Source organism: Pseudomonas sp. P106(2024), from assembly GCF_057480815.1.
The window spans coordinates 162,147-182,107 of the sequence record NZ_JBLIYU010000005.1; the positions used below are offsets into that span (position 1 = coordinate 162,147).

At 64.3% G+C, this 19,961-nt stretch carries 19 protein-coding genes; 14 read left to right on the forward strand and 5 right to left on the reverse strand.

The window, feature by feature from the left end; all coding sequences use genetic code 11:
- Positions 1–40: 40 nt before the first annotated feature.
- Complete coding sequence (locus AC25M7_RS11145; RefSeq protein WP_069017602.1) at positions 41–4,165, forward strand: CheR family methyltransferase; 4,125 nt, start codon at positions 41–43, stop codon at positions 4,163–4,165.
- 52 nt (positions 4,166–4,217) lie between these two features.
- Here AC25M7_RS11145 and AC25M7_RS11150 read toward each other — a convergent pair whose 3' ends face one another.
- A complete protein-coding gene (locus tag AC25M7_RS11150) occupies positions 4,218–4,769 on the reverse strand; it encodes an ATP-dependent Clp protease proteolytic subunit (protein ID WP_028688898.1) in 552 nt (183 codons plus the stop codon).
- Between the two features lie 14 nt (positions 4,770–4,783).
- Positions 4,784–5,179: a low affinity iron permease family protein gene (locus AC25M7_RS11155; protein WP_486971054.1), complete on the reverse strand. Its 396-nt coding sequence runs from the start codon at positions 5,177–5,179 to the stop codon at positions 4,784–4,786.
- A gap of 313 nt (positions 5,180–5,492) precedes the next feature.
- On the opposite strand from AC25M7_RS11155, the gene AC25M7_RS11160 reads away from it, so the two are divergent.
- The 8 genes from AC25M7_RS11160 (at position 5,493) to AC25M7_RS11195 (ending at position 11,837) form a co-directional block, all read left to right on the forward strand.
- The gene (locus AC25M7_RS11160; RefSeq protein ID WP_028688900.1) at positions 5,493–5,777 is read left to right on the forward strand and encodes a hypothetical protein; all 285 of its coding nucleotides are present in this window, start codon (positions 5,493–5,495) and stop codon (positions 5,775–5,777) included.
- A gap of 255 nt (positions 5,778–6,032) precedes the next feature.
- A complete protein-coding gene (locus AC25M7_RS11165; protein ID WP_028688902.1) occupies positions 6,033–6,575 on the forward strand; it encodes a type 1 glutamine amidotransferase domain-containing protein in 543 nt (180 codons plus the stop codon).
- Positions 6,576–7,142: 567 nt separating this feature from the next.
- Complete coding sequence (locus AC25M7_RS11170; RefSeq protein WP_028688903.1) at positions 7,143–8,060, forward strand: DUF72 domain-containing protein; 918 nt, start codon at positions 7,143–7,145, stop codon at positions 8,058–8,060.
- Positions 8,057–8,830, forward strand: a complete 774-nt coding sequence (locus tag AC25M7_RS11175; RefSeq protein WP_062362445.1) for an endonuclease/exonuclease/phosphatase family protein — start codon at positions 8,057–8,059, stop codon at positions 8,828–8,830. The genes AC25M7_RS11170 and AC25M7_RS11175 overlap by 4 nt, the downstream gene beginning before the upstream one ends.
- Positions 8,827–10,029 (forward strand): cardiolipin synthase ClsB, encoded by a 1,203-nt coding sequence (gene clsB / locus AC25M7_RS11180; RefSeq protein ID WP_486971055.1) that lies wholly within the window; start codon positions 8,827–8,829, stop codon positions 10,027–10,029. Before AC25M7_RS11175 ends, clsB begins: the two co-directional genes overlap by 4 nt.
- Positions 10,029–10,988, forward strand: coding sequence for a lysylphosphatidylglycerol synthase domain-containing protein (locus tag AC25M7_RS11185; protein ID WP_486971056.1), 960 nt, complete (start codon positions 10,029–10,031; stop codon positions 10,986–10,988). The genes clsB and AC25M7_RS11185 overlap by 1 nt, the downstream gene beginning before the upstream one ends.
- 25 nt (positions 10,989–11,013) lie before the next feature.
- Complete coding sequence (locus AC25M7_RS11190; RefSeq protein WP_182324303.1) at positions 11,014–11,442, forward strand: hypothetical protein; 429 nt, start codon at positions 11,014–11,016, stop codon at positions 11,440–11,442.
- Positions 11,443–11,459: 17 nt separating this feature from the next.
- On the forward strand, positions 11,460–11,837 hold the full coding sequence (locus tag AC25M7_RS11195; RefSeq protein ID WP_062362457.1) for a Rho termination factor N-terminal domain-containing protein: 378 nt from the start codon (positions 11,460–11,462) through the stop codon (positions 11,835–11,837).
- 905 nt (positions 11,838–12,742) lie between these two features.
- Here AC25M7_RS11195 and AC25M7_RS11200 read toward each other — a convergent pair.
- Together AC25M7_RS11200 and AC25M7_RS11205 are read right to left on the reverse strand one after the other, a co-directional pair.
- Positions 12,743–12,973: a metallothionein gene (locus tag AC25M7_RS11200; protein WP_081791518.1), complete on the reverse strand. Its 231-nt coding sequence runs from the start codon at positions 12,971–12,973 to the stop codon at positions 12,743–12,745.
- Positions 12,973–13,434, reverse strand: coding sequence for a hypothetical protein (locus AC25M7_RS11205; RefSeq protein WP_062363241.1), 462 nt, complete (start codon positions 13,432–13,434; stop codon positions 12,973–12,975). Before AC25M7_RS11205 ends, AC25M7_RS11200 begins: the two co-directional genes overlap by 1 nt.
- A gap of 156 nt (positions 13,435–13,590) precedes the next feature.
- On the opposite strand from AC25M7_RS11205, the gene ligD reads away from it, so the two are divergent.
- Genes ligD through AC25M7_RS11230 form a run of 5 tightly spaced genes read left to right on the forward strand, consistent with a single transcriptional unit; the run spans position 13,591 to position 19,103 of the window.
- Positions 13,591–16,059 carry a DNA ligase D gene (gene ligD, locus AC25M7_RS11210; RefSeq protein ID WP_486971057.1) on the forward strand — a complete coding sequence of 823 codons (2,469 nt, stop codon included), beginning with the start codon at positions 13,591–13,593 and terminating at the stop codon, positions 16,057–16,059.
- On the forward strand, positions 16,059–17,081 hold the full coding sequence (locus AC25M7_RS11215) for an acyl-CoA dehydrogenase (protein WP_486971058.1): 1,023 nt from the start codon (positions 16,059–16,061) through the stop codon (positions 17,079–17,081). Before ligD ends, AC25M7_RS11215 begins: the two co-directional genes overlap by 1 nt.
- Positions 17,078–17,848 carry a PIG-L deacetylase family protein gene (locus tag AC25M7_RS11220; protein WP_486971059.1) on the forward strand — a complete coding sequence of 257 codons (771 nt, stop codon included), beginning with the start codon at positions 17,078–17,080 and terminating at the stop codon, positions 17,846–17,848. The genes AC25M7_RS11215 and AC25M7_RS11220 overlap by 4 nt, the downstream gene beginning before the upstream one ends.
- Complete coding sequence (locus AC25M7_RS11225; protein WP_486971060.1) at positions 17,845–18,444, forward strand: class I SAM-dependent methyltransferase; 600 nt, start codon at positions 17,845–17,847, stop codon at positions 18,442–18,444. The genes AC25M7_RS11220 and AC25M7_RS11225 overlap by 4 nt, the downstream gene beginning before the upstream one ends.
- Complete coding sequence (locus AC25M7_RS11230; protein ID WP_486971061.1) at positions 18,441–19,103, forward strand: glycosyltransferase; 663 nt, start codon at positions 18,441–18,443, stop codon at positions 19,101–19,103. Before AC25M7_RS11225 ends, AC25M7_RS11230 begins: the two co-directional genes overlap by 4 nt.
- Positions 19,104–19,119: 16 nt before the next feature.
- Here AC25M7_RS11230 and ku read toward each other — a convergent pair whose 3' ends face one another.
- Positions 19,120–19,956, reverse strand: a complete 837-nt coding sequence (ku, locus tag AC25M7_RS11235) for a non-homologous end joining protein Ku (protein ID WP_028688915.1) — start codon at positions 19,954–19,956, stop codon at positions 19,120–19,122.
- Between the last annotated feature and the right edge of the window lie 5 nt (positions 19,957–19,961).

Genomic DNA, 19,961 nt, shown 5'->3' on the forward strand with positions numbered 1-19,961 from the left:
TCACCCTGGGCCATTTCCAGGTCCGTACAAGGCTGATGCCATGAAGTCGTCCAGCAAATCGCCCCTCGCCTCGCCGCACAATCCGGCGCTCAGCCCCAGCCACCTGGACTTCCCCGTGGTCGGCATCGGTGCCTCGGCCGGCGGCCTGGAGGCGATCCGCCGGTTCTTCCAGCACACCCCGGACAATTCCGGCATGGCGTTCGTCGTCGTGCTGCACCTGTCCCCGGACCACCAGAGCCAAGCCGACCGGATCATCCAGGCCGTCACCCGCATGCCGGTGCGCCAGGTCAGCGAGCCGGTGCCGATCGAACGCAACCATGTCTATGTGATCTCGCCGGCCAATCGCCTGTCGACCAACGACGGCTACCTGCGGGTCAGCCCGGCCAAGCGCAACCGCGGCGATCATGTGGCCATCGACCTGTTCTTCCGCGACCTGGCCGACGTGCACAAGGATCACGCTTTCTGCGTGGTGCTCTCGGGAACCGGCAGCGACGGCGCCGTAGGCCTGTCGCGCATCAAGGAGCAAGGTGGCCTGACCCTGGTGCAGGCACCCGAGGATGCCGAATACCCCGACATGCCCCGTGCGGCGCTGGCCACCGGCATGGTCGACCTGCTGCTGCCGGTGGATGAAATGCCTGCGCGCCTGGTCGAGTTGTGGCGTACGGCGCGCCAGGTGAAGTTACCGGAAATCGAAGACGACAGCCTGCCGCCACCACTGGGAGAGCGAGAGGGCGACCCGGCGGCGAGTGACCCGCTGCTGGATGAGATCCTGCTGACGTTGCAAGGCGAGACCGGCCACGACTTCAGCCATTACAAGCGTGCCACCGTGCTGCGTCGCCTGGAGCGCCGGCTGCATGTGACCGGCCAGACAGACCTGGCCGGCTATCTCGATTTCCTGCAACGCCACCCTGAGGAATCGCGGGCGCTGCTGGCCGACATGCTGATCGGGGTGACCAACTTCTTCCGCGACCGCGAGGCGTTCGAAGCGTTGCAGCGCCATGTGATGCCCGGCCTGGTCAACATGGATGCCATTGAAGAGGCGGCGCACGAAGTGCGCATCTGGTCGGCGGGCTGCTCCACCGGCGAGGAGGCCTACAGTTTGGCGATGCTGGTGGCCGAACAGTTGGCGGTGGAGCAGCGTAGCGTCCAGGTGCAGGTATTCGCGACCGACCTCGACGAACGCGCCATCGGCCTCGGCCGTGCCGGGCAGTATCCGGACGCCATCGCCACCGACGTGTCGGCGGCGCGCCTGCGCCAGTTCTTCATCAAGGAGGATCAGCACTTCCGGGTGCGCAAGGAAATCCGGGAAAAGGTTCTGTTCGCCCGTCATAACCTGCTATCCGATCCACCGTTCTCCCAACTCGACCTGATCGTTTGCCGCAACCTGCTGATCTACCTGGACCGCGATGTGCAACGCGACATCCTGCGCCTGTTCCATTTCGCCCTGCGTCCAGGCGGCCATCTGTTCCTGGGCAGCTCCGAGTCGACGGACCTTGCGGCCGACCTGTTCGTCGCCGTGGACAAACGCAACCGCATCTTCCGCGCCCGGGAGGTGCAGACCACCAGTCATCCGGCGCGCCTGCAGGCCCCGGAACCTGCGCTCGCGTCACCTGCCCGGGCACGTAGCAGTCGCCGCTTGTCCTACGCCGAGATCCATCACCGCGCCCTCGCCCGCTGCACGCCGCCCAGCCTGGTGGTCGATACCGAGGGCAATATCCTGCACATGAGCGAAGGCGTCGGACGCTTCCTGCGTCACGCGGGTGGCGAGCTCAGCCACAACCTGCTCAACCTGGTCATCGCCCCGTTACGGCCCGCCCTGCGCAGCACCTTGCTGCAAGCGCAAGGCAGCGGCCAGGCGGTGACCTCGCGCAGGGTCGAGGTCAACCTCGACGAATACTCGACCTCGGTGCAGATCCTGATCCAACCCCACCAGGATGACCCCAGTGGCACCGACTGCCTTCTGGTGGTGTTCCAGAGCATCGAAGTCGACGGCAATGCAGGCCCCAGCCCTGCTCTCGAGCAGAGCGAAGGCATGTTGTTGACCAACCTGGAGCGCGAACTGCATCGCACACGGCTGCAATTGCAGGAAACCATCGAGCAATCGGAGTTTTCCAGCCAGGAGCTGACCGCTTCCAACGAGGAAATGCAGGCGATCAACGAGGAGCTGCGCTCGGCCAGCGAGGAACTGGAAACCAGCAAGGAAGAGCTGCAGTCGATCAACGAAGAGCTGCTGACGGTCAACTACGAGCTCAAGACCAAGGTCGAGGAGACCGACAAGGTCAACGACTACCTGAGCAACCTGATCGCCTCCACCGACATCGCCACGGTGTTCGTCGACCGCAACCTGTGCATCCGCTGGTTCACCCCCCGAGCCACCGACATCTTCAGCATGTTGCCGGTGGACACCGGCCGTTCGCTGCTCGACATCACCCATCGCCTGGACTACCCAGGCCTGGCTGACGATGCCCGTGCGGTGGTCGAACGCGAGACCACCATCGAACGCGAAGTGCTCGGCCACAACCAGCACTGGTACCTGGCCCGCCTGCTGCCCTACCGGGCCAGCGAGCGCCACGTCGACGGCACCGTACTGACCTTCATCGACATCAGCCAGAGCCGCGCCGCGGAGGAACGCCTGCGCCAGGGCGAGGAACGCATGCGCCTGGTGGCGGAAAGCACCCATGACTTCGCCATCATCCTGCTTGACGACCAAGGCCTGATCACCGACTGGAACACGGGGGCCGCGCTGATTTTCGGCTATGGCAAGGACGAGGTCCTCGGCCGCCACTACCAGCTGATCTTCACCGAGCAGGACCAGGCCAGCGGCGTGCCGGAGCGTGAACTGCGCAGCGCCCGCCTCCATGGTCGTGGTCAGGACGAGCGCTGGCACGTACGCAAGGATGGCAGCCGTTTCTATTGCAGCGGCGAGGTGTCGCGCCTCAAGGGCAGCAGCTTGCGGGGCTACGTCAAGATCGCCCGCGACCTCACCGGCCACAAGCGCCTGCACGACGAGCAGAGCAAGCAACTGGCCGAGTCGCAGAGCACCAGTCACATGAAGGACGAGTTTTTCGCCGTCATGTCCCATGAACTCAAGCACCCGCTGAACCTGATCCAGCTCAACGCCGAGATCCTGCGGCGGTCGCCGTCGGTGAAAGCCGCCAGCGCTGCCAGCAAGGCCATCGGCGTTATCTGCGACGCGGTCTCCAGTCAAGCGCGGATCATCGACGATCTGCTTGATGTCGCTCGCATCCGCACCGGCAAACTCAAGCTCAAGACCCAGGTGATCGACCTGGGCACGGTACTTCAGGGGATCCATGCCGTGGTGCTTAACGAACAGCATCCTTGCGCCGTGCGCCTGGCACTGCCTGCGGATGGCGCGCCTGTTCACGTGGAGGCCGATGGCACGCGGCTCGAGCAGATCATCTGGAATCTGCTGAACAACGCATTGAAATTCAGCCCCGCAGGCAGCGAGATTCGCGTGGTACTCGCCAGACAGGACGCCCATGCCCGCCTGGAGGTGATCGATCAGGGTGTCGGCCTGACCGAGGACAGCCTGGAGAGCGTTTTCGACCTGTTCACCCAGGCCGCCCCACAGCTGTCCGGCAACCGCGACGGCCTGGGTATCGGCCTGTCACTGGTGCGCCAGCTGGTCGAGGCCCATGGCGGGACGGTGGCGGCGTATTCCCCGGGGCTGGGTTGCGGCACGACCTTCACGGTCTGCCTGCCACTGTGCGCGCCCGGGCGTCAGGCCCCGAACGAGGCATCCGGGCAGACCAGCGACGGCCGCCTGGACGGCGTCAAGGTGCTGCTGGTGGACGACTCGGTGGAAATACTCGAGGTCATGCAGCAGTTGCTGGAGATGGAAGGCGCGCAAGTCGAGGCCTATAGCTATCCGCAAGCGGCGCTGGAGGCCGCCGCCAGCGGGCGCTACGATATCATCCTGTCCGATATCGGCATGCCGGTGATGGACGGCCACGCCCTGATCAAGGCGCTGCGTGCCCTGGGGCACCTGCGCTACACGCCGGCCATTGCCCTGACCGGCTATGGTGCCAGCGCCGACCAGTACCGCTCACGCCAATCAGGCTTCGACCGGCACCTGAGCAAACCGGTGGGGTACGACGACCTGGTCGAGGCCATAGAGACATTGTGCGGATCGGAGCCCTATTGAGCTTGGGCTGGCACAGCGTCGTCAAGACGCATTCCATCGCCCCCTGCCCCACTCACGCATGCACGCTCCATTGCACCGCATCCGCAGCGATGGGCAATTCGTCGATGGCGTGGATCATCCCGCTGACCAGGGCCTCCTCCGGCCCCAGGATACGCGGATAGGCCATCAAGTAACGCGGCACGTCCAGCACGTCGCTGGCGCCTTCGGTTCGTTCGGCGACGATCTGCGCATACAGGCGCAGGTCGTAGTCCAGGCTCATGGCGTATTCGGCCATGCGCGCATGGTCCACCGAGCCGTGCAAGGTCCAGTGGAACGGATGGAACAGGAACTTGCTGCAGGCACAGGCGGTACGGTGAACACCGGCCAGAAACAGGATGTTGCCCATCGACTCGACCGTGCCCAGGTTGTGAGTATGCACCGGCACCGGCAAGGCGCGCAGGAAGTTGTACAGGGTGAAGCCGTAGCTGCATTCGCCGCCCATGGTGGCGATATTCACTTGCAACAGCTCAGCGCCCTGCTGCAGGGCCTTGGAGCAGGTATTGATCAGGTTGCCGCAGGTCGCGGAGTTGATCGGGCCGGTGTAGTGGATGATATGTCTGGCCATGTCGTCCTCCAGGGTCAGTCAGGCGTGTGCTTTTGCGCAAGGTCACTGCCCGGCGCCGCCAGGTCGTGCTCGCCGATCTGCTGGTAATGCTTGCGCAGCGCATGCAGTTCGGCCGGCCCCATGTCTTCGAGGTCGAGCAGGGCCTTGTGCGCCCGCTTGGTGGTGCGCAGCAGCTCGTCGATCTTGATGTGCAGCTCATCGTTGTCGCGGTTCTGGGTGTTCTGGATCAGGAACACCATGAGGAAGGTGATGATCGTGGTCGAGGTATTGATCACCAGTTGCCAGGTGTCGTTGAAGTGGAACAATGGCCCGCTGACGCCCCAGGCAATGATCAGCATCAGCGCGATGATGAAGATCACCGGGCGTCCACTGTGGTTGGCCAGCCAATGGGCAAACCGGTCGAATTTCATGCGTTGGGTCTCCTGCAGGCCACTTGCCCGGTTGCACCGTGGCTTGCGGTTGATCGTCGTCAAAAGCATTTTCGCTGTTCATGGCTCACCTCGGTTTGCGCGCCGGCATGCGGTGGAGGTTCGCAAGGCGGGCAAAGTTCCAGTTTTTCTCGCCGACCACGCGCTGTACCGCGGTTGTTCACCCGCTAAATGTTTGCCTCGCAGTCCTTCAGACAACCGGTCCGAAAATCGGAAAATCATTGCAGTGCGATGACTCACGGCCCAGTCATAACTGAACACAGACCTTCCTGTGTTCGACCAGAGGTAAGCCATCATGGCTAACAATCAAGACAAGGGCGGCGACCGTAGCGCCGACACCAACGTGGGCAACGCCGGCCAGCAAGGGGGCCACGGCTCGGCGGGCGACATGACCGACCGGCAGAAAGGTGGCCAACGACCTGATGACAAGACCGACAAGGAGTGGGCGCAATCCCAGGACACCGGGCGACAAGGCGGGCAATCGCTGGAGCAGCCTGAGGACAAGGAAAACCTCTCCGACACCGGAACAGTCGGCGGCCAACAACGTGACCCAGGCCAACGCATGGACAAGGAACGCTGATTGCAAAGGCGTTCCCCAGGGCGACAGCGTTCGCCCTGGGGAGGTATTGGACAGTTGCGGTACAAGCACGAAGCAAGGCCGCGCACGACCCCGGCGACAAGGTACCGCCGCCCGATCCGAAACACGAGGCACCCGACTGGCCGGAAGGCCAAGTGGCACCCGAGGAACAATCTGACGGATGACCGCACCTTGACCTTGGGCGGCAGGAGCACAGCCCTTCGCCTCCCAGGGCCCATCGAAAACGGAGATCGAAAAATGACTGCTCAACTGAATGGCAAGCGCGTTGCCTTCCTGGTCACTGATGGTTTTGAACAGGTGGAACTGACGGGGCCTCGCGAAGCGCTCGAAACAAATGGAGCGGTAATCGACATTCTCAGTGACAAGGAGGGAACCGTTCGCGGCTGGAACCATGACAAGCCTGCCGATGAGTTTGCGGTGGACGCCACCTTCGAGAGCGCCCACCTTGATCTTTACGATGCCATTGTGGTGCCGGGGGGCGTACAGAACTCCGATACCATTCGCCTGATGCCTGCAGCGCAGAAATTGGTGAAAAGCCACGACTCGGCAAGCAGGCCCTTGGCGGTCATTTGCCATGGCGCTTGGCTGCTGGTATCGAGTGATCTGGCCAAAGGCAGACGGATGACCAGCTACAAGACCTTGCAGGATGATATTCGCAACGCTGGCGGCAACTGGGTAAATGAAGAAGTGGTGGTGGACGGCAATCTGATTACCAGTCGCCAGCCAGACGATATTCCGGCCTTCAACGAGCAGTTGATCAAGGCGCTGGCCGGTAGCTAGGCAGTCCTTCGTTCCGTCAGTGGGAAGCGGCATCGGAAGAGGATTGAGAACAGGCCAGCTCACGCGCCCTGGCAACACCCCATAGCAGGGCGGTCGTCATGGACTGCCCCGGGCGCGTCCCATAGGCTTCTTCGTGGATCAATGCACCGTCCTGGCGATAGATGCCCATGAACAACTGTGTGGTTCCAACACGTGAAAGGCGCACCTGGACATCTATAGTCCAGCCGGTATCAAGTATTTCAGTGTGCGTACGGCAATGTAGCTGCGTATCCATCCAATCCCAATACGTCTGACCTCTTTCTCTCATCACGTTCTCCCACGGTGAGATCTAAGTAAGACACATTGTCGGAAACTAGGCTGACCACCGATCGTTTTTTTTGGAACCCTTTCAACACGTTGAGAGGCTGATCGCTGACTTATCAGTCATAGAAAGAACCAAACGGCGGTGCCTTGTCGCCAACAAAGCTCCGCCAGGGCATTTCCGCCAGCGCCACTCGTCAATCCTGATGAACCCTCTCGCGCCGCTACCAGTCGCTACTGATAAGTACACGAACACAGGGGGCTCTCGTGAGCGAGATCCGTATTGGTATTTCCGGTTGGCGCTATGGCCCATGGCGCAAGGACTTCTACCCCAAGGGGCTACGCCAGGACGACGAACTGGCCTTCGCCTCGCGAGCGGTCAACAGCATCGAGATCAATGGTTCGTTCTACGCGCTGCAGACACCGGAACGCTATGGTCATTGGCGTGACCAAACACCCCAGGGCTTCGTGTTCTCGGTCAAGGCGCCGCGTTATATCACCCATGTGCGCAGGCTTCGAGAAATCGACGAGCCGCTTGCCAACTTCTTCGCATCGGGCCCGCTAATGCTGGGCGACAAGCTGGGGCCATTCCTGTGGCAGTTTCCGCCGAGCCTGAAATTTGATGCGCAACGCTTCAGCGATTTCCTGGCCAAGCTGCCGCGTGATCGCAACGCTGCCCGCCTCCTTGCCCGCCAGGCGGCCGAGCGCCTGCAAGACAACGGCGGCACGGCCATCCGCGGCAACCAGCGCCTGCGCCACGCCGTGGAAATTCGCCACCCCAGCTTCCTCTGCGACACCTTTATCAACCTGCTGCGCAAGCACAAGATTGCCTTGGTGGTCGCTGACAGCGCGGGCAAATGGCCTTATGTCGAGGAGATCACGGCCGATTTCGTGTACCTGCGCCTGCATGGCGATGTCGAGCTCTACAGCAGCGGCTACACCGCCAGCGCACTGCGCCGCTGGCGCCTGCGCATCCAGGCCTGGGCTGCGGGCGGCCAACCGGAAGATGCCCGGCGCGTCGTACGCCGGGCCCCTGCAAAACGCGCATCCCGTGACGTGTACTGTTACTTCGACAACGACCAGAAAGTGCATGCCCCCTACGATGCCCGCCGCCTGCTGGCCAAGCTCGGCCTTGACGGCGAGCTGGTGACCGAGCCTGGCGTCGAGCCGCAGGAGCCTCTATGAACGGGACCCTGCCCACTCCCCGCTGCATCATCGACAAGGTGACCGCCGTGCACCGCCTGACGGTGCTGACCCTCAACGTGCACAAGGGCTTTACCCTGTTCAATCGCCGTTTCATCCTGCCAGAGCTGCGCGAGGCGGTGCGCGCCACCGGGGCCGACCTGGTGTTCCTGCAAGAGGTGCATGGCAGCCACCACGGGCATGCCGAACGCCACCCGACCTGGCCGACGACGCCTCAGTACGAATTCCTCGCCGACAGCATGTGGCCGCAGTTCGCCTACGGGCGCAACGCGGTCTATCCCCATGGCGACCATGGCAACGCCCTGCTGTCCAAGTTTCCTATTCGCGCCCACGACAACCTCGACGTGACGATCCACGGCAACGAGGAACGCGGCCTGCTGCATTGCCTGCTCGAAGTGCCTGGCCATGAGCAGGTACACGCGATCTGCGTGCACCTGGGGCTGCGCGAGGCCCATCGCCAGCGCCAGGTCGGCCTGCTGCTGGCATTGCTCGACAGCCTGCCGCCGGACGAGCCGGTCATCATCGCCGGTGACTTCAACGACTGGCGCCTGAAAGCGGATTCGCGGCTCTCAGAATACCTGGTCGAGGCCTTTGGCAGGCCGGCGCGCAGCTTTCCCGCCCGCCTGCCGCTGCTGCGCCTGGACCGCATCTACCTGCGCAATGCGCAAGCCTGCCAAGCGCGGGTGTTGTCCAGATACCCCTGGTCACACCTCTCCGACCATGCCCCACTGGTGGCGCAGGTGACGCTATGAAACAGTCCTGGAGCAACGGCAACCGTATCGAACTGTTGATCAACGGCGAGCAGTACTACCCGCGCGTGTTCGAGGCCATGGCCCAGGCACGCGAGGAGATCCTCCTGGAGACCTTCATCATCTATGACGACAAGGTCGGCCAACCCTTGCGCCAGGCCCTGATCGACGCCGCGCGGCGGGGGGTGCGGGTCGAGGTGGCAGTGGACGGCTATGGCACCGCGGACCTGCCCGACGACTTCATCGCCTCGATGACCGAGGCCGGGGTGCGTTTCCATGCGTTCGATCCGCAACCCCGGCTGGCCGGCATGCGCACCAACCTGTTCCGCCGCCTGCACCGCAAGATCCTGGTGATCGATGGGCAGCGCGCGTTCATCGGCGGCATCAATTACAGCGCCGACCATCTCGGCGACTTCGGTCCGCAGGCCAAGCAGGACTACGCCGTGGAGGTCGTCGGCCCGGTGGTTGCCCAGGTACATGCATCCTCCTGCCGCCTGCTTGCACCGGTGCTGGACACCGCCAGCCAGGTCCGGCCGACCGGCATTGATGCGGGCCCGGCCAGCGCCGTGCTGGTGGAGCGCGACAACCGGCGGCATCGCAACGATATCGAGGTCTGTTACCTGCAGGTCTTCCGTGAAGCCAGGCAACGTATCGTCGTGGCCAATGCCTACTTCTTCCCGGGCTACCGTCTGCTGCGCGAGCTGCGCAACGCCGCTCGGCGCGGGGTCGAGGTGACCCTGATCCTCCAGGGGCAGCCCGACATGCGCTGGGTGCGCGCGCTCTCGCGGCTGCTCTACAACTACCTGCTGCGCGATGGCGTGCACATCCACGAGTACTGCCAGCGCCCGCTGCACGGCAAGGTGGCATTGGTGGACGACGAGTGGTCCACCGTAGGCTCGAGCAATCTCGACCCACTGAGCCTGTCGTTCAACCTGGAGGCCAACCTGCTGGTTCGCGACCGTGGTTTCAACGATGTGCTCTACCAACACTTGAGCGAGCTCAGCCGCGAACACTGCAAGACCGTGACGCTGGAGCGCATGGTGCGTGGCTACTGGTGGCGCGCACCCTTGATCTTCCTGGGCTTCCACATCACCCGCTATTTCCCGCGTATCGCCGGCTGGTTTCCGGCGCACCGGCAACGCCTGCAGTCGTTGCAAGCCGACAGCGAGGCCCCGGCCGGCTACCACGGGGGTAAGACCTGATGGCCACGCCGCGCTGGAAGACCTGGGGCAAACGCCTGCTGACCGTGCTGTTCCTGGTGCTGATCCCGGTGCTGCTGTTCACCCTGGCGCGTAACCTGGACTGGAACGAAGTCCGCCAGTCGCTGCTGGCCTACCGACCCTCGACCCTGGCCCTGGGGTTGCTGCTGGCCCTGTGCAGCTACCTGGTGTTCGCCAGCTACGACCTGCTCGCTCGCGCCTACACCGGCCATCGCCTGCCGGCCCGCCAGGTGCTGCCGGTGGCGTTCGTTTGTTATGCGTTCAACCTCAACTTCACCACCTGGGTCGGTGGCGTGGCCCTGCGTTATCGCCTGTACGGCAGGCTGGGGCTCGACACGCCAACCATCACCCGCATCCTCACCCTGGGTCTGTTGACCAACTGGATGGGCTACCTGTTGTTGGCCGGCACCGTGTTCGCCCTTGGCATGGTCAAGCTGCCGGAAAACTGGGCGGTGGGGGCTGGGGGCCTGCGCCTGATCGGCGTACTGATGATGGCGGTCGCGTGGACTTACCTGTTCGCCTGCGCCTTCGCCAAGCGGCGAACGTGGGACCTGCGCGGGCACGAAGTCACCCTGCCGGGCCTGCGCCTGGCGCTGTGCCAGGTGGCCCTGGGCGCGAGCAACTGGGCACTGATGGCAGCACTGATCCACCTGCTGCTGCCACCAGACCTGTTCTATCCGTCGGTATTGGGCGTGCTGCTGATCAGCTGCGTGGCGGGCGTGGTCGCCCATATTCCCGCAGGGCTCGGCGTGCTGGAGGCCGTGTTCCTCGCCCTGCTCCATGGCCAGCTCGGTCAGGGCGAGCTGGTCGCCGCGCTGCTGGGTTATCGAACGTTGTACTACCTGATTCCGCTGTTGTTGGCGGTGTTCACCTACCTGATCCTCGAGAAGCGCGCCAAGGCCTTGCGCCAACAGACCGGGCCGGCCCTCGACAAGCGCTGATGGGCCATCGCCCGGGAGGTACATCATGCGGTTCATTCTGTACATGGCACTGCTGGGCACCTTGGCCAGCGGGCAGGTGCTGGCCGAAGGCTGTGATGTGGTCACACGCTCCTCCAGCGAGGCGGTCAAGCCGGTACAGCAGCACACGTGCTACAGCTACGGCAACATGCCGGCCGAAGCGATCGCCTGGTCGTGCAGCAACGAAAGCAAGGAAATGCTCAACAGCCAGAAGCGCCGGGTCGAGCGTTGCGCCGACGGCAGCGTCGGCAGCTGCATCGCGCCGCTGACCCAGGAGACCCTGGCCAACCCCGATGCCGCCGGACGTGGTGAGCCCTCTACCCGCCCAGCCGTGCCCAAGGATGCGCGGATCATCACCTATTACTACGACACCCCGAGCCTGGGCCAGGCGCGCAGCGATTGCGAGCGCAACAACGGGGTCTGGCAGACTCACTGACGCAGAGGAGAACGACCATGCCACGTGGAGACAAAGACAAGTACACCGACAAGCAGAAACGCAAGGCCGAGCACATCGAGCAGAGCTATGAGGACAAGGGCGTGTCCAAGGACGAAGCCGAAGCCCGCGCCTGGGCCACGGTCAACAAGCAGTCAGGAGGCGGCGAGCGCAAAGGCGGTTCCGGGCAGAAGAAAAGCCCTGCGGCCAAGGCCCAGGCGAGGGCTTCATCGGCCCGGCGCGCGGTGGCGACCAAGCATGGCGTGCCTCGCCCCGGACAGCGGCTGGAGGACATGACCAAGGCTGAACTGATGGACCGTGCGCGCAAGCGGCACATTGCCGGGCGCTCGAGCATGCGCAAGGGAGAATTGATCGAGGCCTTACGCAAGGTGGCTTGAGACGCGCCGGCGTCCTCCCGAGGCAAGCTCGGCGCTGTGCCGTTGCCGTTGCCGTTGCCGTTGCCGTTGCCGATCAAGAGTCTAGCGCCATAGCCCGCTAGCGACAGCTGCGTCAGCCCAGGCGCCGCGCGTAACTTCGCGACTTCAGGAGGCCGAACGCAGGCCTTGCGAAGGGAGGTGACGGGCATGGATGCCCGTCAAGCGCTGGGGCCCAGGATGGGCCCTGCAGCGCGGTCCTCCCGGGAGCAAGGCCGGAGTGAGGGGACCCGGAGCGAAGCGTAGGGGCGGATGAATGGAGCGAGGATTTTTTGGTTCCTTTTTGATCCTTCAAAAAGGAACTCGCCGTAAGGGCGAAAAGGTGACTATGCGTCGACATCGCAAATGAATGCACTTACAACTATTAAAACCGACTCCGACCGCATTTGACTTTGACTTTGACTTTGACTTTGAGAGAGTGTGTTTTGAAAGTTATATGCGCATTCATTTGCGATGGTGACGCAAAGTCACCTTTCCGCCCTTACGGCGGGTAACTTTTTGAAGGATCAAAAAGTCACCAAAAAATCCTCGCTCCATTCATCCGGCCCCTACGCTTCGCTCCGGGGTCCCCTCGCTCCGTTCTTGCTCCCGGGAGGACCGCGCTGAACGCCCCATCCTGGGGCGCAGCGCTTGACGGGCATCCATGCCCGTCACCTCCCTCCGCAAGAACTCCGCTCGGCCTCCTGAAGTCGCAATTGGCGGCGTCTGAACTATTGTGCACTTAGAAGCAACAGCAAGATCAAGATCAAGATCAAGATCAAGATCAAGATCAAGATCAAAAGAGCTGCTATTGAATGGTGCGCATGTTGATATAATAACTCCCCTTCACCGGAGATTCTAACGAAACAGCCGTCGAGAATGAAAGAACTTTATGGCGATATAGGATCACTCGCCGGGAATGTTTCATCCAAAGCGTTATCGACATTGCTCTCCTTCGGCTGGGTTATCTCTCCACATTTGCAGTCCGCCATACGACAAGCCTCCCCATTGCTATGCCCCGTCGCGCAGGCTTCGCAGCAATAGGCCTTGCCATCCTGGACCAGGGCATTGGCATCTACGGTGCAGGAACAGTGGTTGCAGGAACAGCGTTGCTCATTCATCACGGCTCTCTCCTGTCGTCATCAGGCACCACCTCATCGGTCCACGGCTCACCGTCCAATGGCGCCGAGCGGGCGAGTTCGGCCTCGTCCAGGCCGATGCCGCCACCGATCTCGTGGGCGTCCACCTGGCGCAGGTCCTGGTCGGCAGGCCCGCCGCCTGTGCCAGGCTCATGCGGGTCGCGAGCGCCGGTTTCATCAAACAGCGTGTCTGGGCTCAAATCGTCGAGGGTGACATTGTCCTCGTGCAGGCTATCGCTCAGGGTCTCGCCGCCGGTCATGCCGCTTTCGGCGACACGTCGGGGCGGGTAATCCTCGGCGATTTCGCGCGCCGGACGCTCGTCGCCGACACGCCCCTGGCGTTCATCGCGGCGCTCGCTGAAATCCAGTTCGTGGACACTGCCCATGCGGTCCTCGGTGTCGTCGATATCAACCTGCGGTCTTGGGTCATCGGGTCTAGGCATGAACGTTCTCCATCAGTGGGCTTCACACGGTCGACTGCCCCCACGAAGCAATAATTCAGAGTTTCTTCACAAAGCACCGCCCCACGCTTTTTTTGAACTCCACGCCGCGCCGCCACCTCCCAATCTTGAGACCCGCGAACCCTCCCGGAGCCCGCCATGGCCAAGCCCCTGCAGGAGTACCAGCGCAAGCGCGACTTCAACGCCACGCCCGAGCCGGCTGGCAAGCGCGCCAAGCCACACTCGGCGCACGCGCTGCAGTACTGCATCCAGAAACACGATGCCAGCCACCTGCACTACGACTTCCGCCTGGAACTCGACGGCACCCTCAAGAGCTGGGCGATCCCCAAGGGCCCCTCGCTCGACCCCAAGGTTCGGCGCCTGGCAGTGCACGTGGAGGATCACCCGCTGGACTATGCCAACTTCGAAGGGCACATCCCCGAAGGCCATTACGGCGCCGGTGATGTGATCGTCTGGGATCGGGGTGTCTGGGAGCCCGAGGGCGATCCGCATGAAGCCTATGCCAAGGGCAAGCTGCGCTTTCGCCTGCAGGGCGAAAAACTATCTGGAATCTGGAACCTGTTCCGCACTAACCTGGCCGGCAAGAAAGAGCAGTGGATGCTGGTCAAGTCCCATGACGGACAGGCGCGCAGCGAAACCGACTACCGCATCGTCGAAGCCCTGCCGGACAGCGTGCTGAGCGACCGCACCCTGCCACCACGGCGCCCGGCCAAGGCAACCGCTTCCACGCGCAAGCGCAAGGCCGGTCGCAAGTCCCTGCCGGCGCTTCTTACGCCACAGCTGGCCACGTTGGTCGACTCCCCGCCCAGCGGAGACTGGCGTTACGAAGTCAAATTCGACGGCTACCGGATCCTGGCGCGCATCGACGGTGACGACATACGCCTGTTCACCCGCAATGGCCACGACTGGAGTACGAAGATGCCCCGCCAGGTCGAGGCGCTCAGGGCACTGGGGCTCGATGCCGCATGGCTGGACGGCGAGATGGTGGTGGTCGACGACAACGGCGTGGCCGATTTCCAGGCCTTGCAGAACGCCTTCGACACCGAGCACGACGAACACATCACCTACTACCTGTTCGACCTGCCCTGGCTGGGCGATGAGGACCTGCGCGAACTGCCGCTACAGGCACGTCGCAACACCCTGGCCAAGCTGCTGGATGACCACGCCTCGCCGCTGCTCAGGTACTCCGCCGATTTCAATGAGCCGATCGATTCGCTACTCGACAGCGCCTGCCAGCTGGAACTCGAGGGGCTGATCGGCAAACGTGCCGACAGCCCCTATGTCGGCCGGCGCAGCAGCGACTGGATCAAACTCAAGTGCAAGCAGCGCCAGGAATTCGTGATCGTCGGCTATACCGACCCAAAGGGTAGCCGCCACGGTTTCGGCGCCCTGCTGCTGGCCCTGCACGACCACGACAGCGGCCAGCTGCGCTACGCCGGCAAGGTCGGCACCGGCTTCAGCGCCGCCACCCTGGACAGCATCCTCGCTCGCCTGAAACCGCTGCAGACCGCCAAGTCGCCCTTGGCCAGCCCCCCCACCGGAGCAGAAGCCCGCGGCGTGCATTGGCTCAAGCCGCAACTGCTGGCGGAAGTCGCCTACGCCCAGATGACCCGCGAAGGCATCGTGCGCCATTCGGTGTTCCACGGTCTGCGCGACGACAAACCCGCCACCGCCATCGACCTGGAGCGAGCGATGCCCGCCAAACGCGCAGCACAGACACGACCCGAGGGCCTGGGCAACCTGCGCCTGACCCACCCCGAGCGCGTGGTCGACGCGACCACCGGGGCCACCAAGCGCCAGGTCGCTCAGTACTACGCCCAGGTCGCCGACCGGCTGCTGCCGCAGCTCAAGGATCGGCCTGTCGCCCTGGTCCGGGCACCGGATGGCCTGGGCGGCGAGCTGTTCTTCCAGAAGAACGCCGGCCATCTGCACATTCCCCACGTGCTCAGCTACAGCAAGGCCCAGGCCGGCCAGGCGGCCATGGTGCTCAACCGCGCCGACAGCCTGCTGGGCGCGGTGCAGATGAACACGCTCGAATTGCACACCTGGAATGCCACCACCAAGGACTTCGACAAGCCCGACCGCTTCGTCCTCGACCTCGACCCGGATCCCGCACTGCCCTGGAAAGCCATGCTCGAGGCCACCCAACTGACCCTCACCCTGCTCGATGAGCTGGGGCTGAAGGTGTTCCTCAAGACCAGCGGCGGCAAGGGCATGCACCTCGTCGTGCCGTTGACCCGGCGCGCCGGCTGGGACGAAGTGAAGGACTTCAGCCATGCCTTGGTCGAGCACATGGCCGGCCTGTTCCCTGATCGGCTCAGCGCCGTGTCCGGGCCAAAGAACCGGGTCGGGCGGATCTTCATCGACTACCTGCGCAATGGCAAGGGCGCCACCACCGTCGCCGCCTATTCGCTGCGCGCCCGCGAGGGCTTGCCGGTGTCGGTGCCGATCTGGCGTGAGGAACTGACCCAACTCAAAGGCACGAACCAATGGAACATCGGCAACCTCCAGGCCCGGCTTGCCGAGGTGGACGATCCGTGGGCCGACATGGCCAAAACCCGCCAGTCGATCACCGTGCGCATGCGCAAGCAATTGGGGATCGCCTGATGGAACCGACCCCCTTCGATCAACTGCTACACCGACTATATACCCGTGCGCAGCCCCTCGAACTCGAACCCTTGCTGCCGGAACTGCTGCAGGCTCTGCAGCGCGAACACCTTGACCTGCTCCCCTTGCCTGGTCAGGGGCGGACCCTGGAGCGCTGGCGGGCCCTGGCGCGGGTCGCTGCTTGCGATCTCAGCCTGGCCAAACTCTACGAGGGCCATACCGACGCCCTGGCGATCCTTGCCGAATGCGGCGCAGCCCATCATGCCGGCGAAGGGATCTGGGGCGTGTGGGCTGCCGAGCCGCCGGATGCCCGCGCCCTCATCGTCGAACGGAACGCCGAGCAGGTTCGCCTGCGAGGCCGCAAGGCCTGGTGTTCGGGAGCGTTGCAGATCGACCGTGCGCTGCTGACCGCCTGGCAAGACGACCAGCCTCAACTGGTGGCCATCGAGCTTGGCCACCCGAGCCAGCGTGTCCAGGCCGACCACTGGCAGGCTGTTGGCATGGCCGCCACCGCCAGTGTCGCCATCGTGTTCGACGACTCGCCCGGGCTGGCCATCGGCGAACCCGGCCAGTACCTGTCCCGCCCAGGTTTCTGGCACGGGGGCGCGGGCATCGCCGCCTGCTGGTACGGCGCGGCCGCAGCCTTGACGGACTACCTGCGCGAACACTGTCGCAAACCCCGGCCCGACCCACACGCCGACGCCCACCTGGGCGCCGTCGATGCGGCCTTGTTCGGAGCCCGCGCCGCCCTGCGAGAATGCGCCGCCTGGATCGACCGCCACCCAGGCGACGATGCCAGTTACGAGGTACGCCGCACCCGCGCCCAGGTCGAGCAGGCGGTCGAGCAGGTCATCCAGCATGTCGGCCGGGCATTGGGCGCAACGCCGTACTGTCGCAACAGCCATTTCGCCCGGCTCAGCGCCGACCTGCCGGTATACCTGCGGCAAAGTCACGCTGAACGCGACCTGGCCGAGCTGGGACGGCAACTGACCGATAGGCCTGAAGGAGCATGGAAACTATGAGCCAGAATCTGATCCAGGCCGCTCACGGCACGCCTTGGAGCGCCTGGCAACAGTCCGCGTACCTGGCCCGTGCCACCTGGCTGACGCCCGACCGACTGTGCCCGCCCGGCAGACGCCTGGTGCTGCTGGCGCCGCATCCGGACGACGAGATCCTCATGGCCGGCGGTCTGTTGGCCAGCTTCCACGGCCGGGAACAGGACCTGGTACTGATTTCCGCCACCAACGGCGAGGCCAGCCATCCTCACTCCAACCAATGGACCGAGCACCGCCTGCGCCATCAGCGCCCTCTGGAGAGCCGCCATGCCCTGCAAAAGCTGGAGCTGGACCTCAGCCGCGTCGAATGGCGACGGCTCAACCTCAAGGACGGCGCCCTGCCCCGCGATGAGGCGTTCCTGGTCGCGCACCTGGAGCAATTGCTGCAGCCCGACGACCTGCTGCTGACCACCTGGCGGGGTGATGGGCACTGCGATCATGAAGCGGCCGGCCGCGCCTGCGCCAGGGCGGCGCAATCGTGTCGCGCGCAACTGGCCGAGGTGCCGGTCTGGGCCTGGCACTGGGCCGCACCCGACGATCCTAGGCTGCCGTGGCCCCGGGCACATCGCCTGTCGCTCGACGAGGCGCGTCTGGCGCGCAAACGCGAAGCCCTGGCCGCCCATGCCAGCCAGTTGCAGCCCGATGGCGACCATCCGCCGGTACTGCCCGAACACCTGCAGGCCTGCCTGCTGCAACCCTTCGAACTGGTCTTCCTGTCAATGGAGTCGCCATGAGCCTCGACGCGCAGTATTTTGCCGACCTGTATGCCGACAACGACGACCCATGGGCCTTTCGTACCCGCTGGTATGAACGGCGCAAGCGCGACCTGGCCCTGGCCAGCCTGCCCCGCCAATACTACGAGCGCGTGTTCGAGCCGGCCTGCGCCAACGGTGAACTGAGCATCCTGCTGGCCGAGCGCTGCGCCGAGCTGCTGTGCCAGGACATCGACCCCACCGCCGTGGCCCTGGCCCGCCAGCGGCTGGCGGGCGCGAGCCATGCCGGCGTCGAACAGGGCCACCTCCCGGGTGACTGGCCGGGCGGACAGTTCGACCTGATCGTGCTCAGCGAGATCGGCTACTACCTGGCACCCACCGAGTGGCTGCAGGTGATCGAGCAATCGGTGGCTAGCCTGAGCCATGACGGCGGCCTGCTGGCCTGCCACTGGCGCCATCCCATTGCCGCTTGCCCGCAGGAGGGTGGCGAGGTCCATGCCCTGCTGGCCCGACACCTGCCACTTTACCCGCTGCTGCGCCACGAGGAGGCGGATTTCCTGCTCGAGTACTGGTCGTGCCAGCCCAGCGCCGTGGACCTGAACGAGACCTGCCCATGATCGGCGTCATCATTCCGGCCCACAACGAGGCCCGCCGCCTCGGGCACTGCCTCGCTGCCATCAAGCTGGCGGTGGCGCGGGCCGAGGCGGCAGGCCTGGAGGTCGAAGTGCTGGTGGTCCTCGATCGCTGCGTCGATGCCAGCGCGCGAATCGCCCGCCGCCATGGCGTGCATACCATGGTGTTGGAGGCCGGCAACGTCGGCATTGCCCGGCGCCTGGGCGCGGCATGGATGATCGACCGCGGCGCCCAGTGGTTGGCGTTTACCGATGCCGACAGCCGCGTACCCGTGCACTGGCTGGTGTCGCAACTGCAATGGCATGCCGACGCGGTCTGCGGCACGGTGCACATCGAGCGCTGGCAACCCTGGCAAGGCGCCGCTCTGCGCCAGTTGTACCGCAGCCGTTACCAGGCCCGGGACGGCCATCGGCATATTCACGGCGCCAACCTGGGCGTCTGCGCCAAGGCCTATGAGCGCGTCGGCGGATTCCAGCCATTGCCGGCCCACGAAGATGTGCAACTGGTGCTGGCCCTCGAGGCCAGTGGCGCGCAGATTGTCTGGACGGCGGCGCACAGCGTGGCCACCAGCAGTCGCCGGGACAGCCGCGCCCGCCAGGGCTTCGGCGACTACCTGAATGGGCTGGAGGGGCAACTACCGTAACCTCTGCGCAACCGCGCTAAGATGCTTTGCGCGGTCGCTTGGCCGCCGGTTTCTTCGCCTTGGTCTTGCCACCCAGGCTGCGCTTGAGCAGCTCGGTGAGGTCGATGATGTCCGCGCCCTTCTCCGCCGGCGCGCCCTCGCCTTTGTCCACGGTCTCGATCTTGCCCTTGCTGGCCTTCTCTTGCACCAGCTCGAGGATGGTCTGGCGAAAGGCATCATGGTACTCGTCGGGCGACCATGGCCCGCTCATGTCTTGCACCAGCTTCCTGGCCATGTCCAGTTCGCGCTTGTCCAGCTTGCTGTCGGTCACGCTCTTGTCCAGTTCCAGCGACGCCAGGCCTCGCACCTCCTCGGGCCAGCGCAGGGTAATCATCACCAGCGCGTCTTGCAGCGGGCGCAGCAGCGCCAGATGCTGGCGGGTGTGCAGCACGACGGTGGCCAGGGCGACCTTGCCGGTACTTTCCAGGGCCTCGCGCAACAAGGCGTAGACCTTGCCGCCGCCGCGGTCGGGGCTCAGGTAATAAGGCGTGTCGAACTGTTGCAGCGGTATCTCCCGGGCATCGACGAACGAGAAGATATTGATGGTCTGGGTCGCCTCGGGCCGGGCCTTGCGAATCTCCTCCTCGCTGATCACCACGTAGCGACCCTTCTCGTACTCCACGCCCTTGACGATGTGTTCCTTGTCGATCTCCTTGCCGGTGACCTTGTTCACCCGTTTGTAACCCACCGGTTCCATGCTGCGCTTGTCGAGCCAGTCGAAATCCACCCGCTCGCTGCGCACGGCGGTATTGAGGGAGACGGGGATGTGCACGAGGCCGAAGCTGATCGCGCCTTTCCAGATTGCCCGGGCCATGGTCA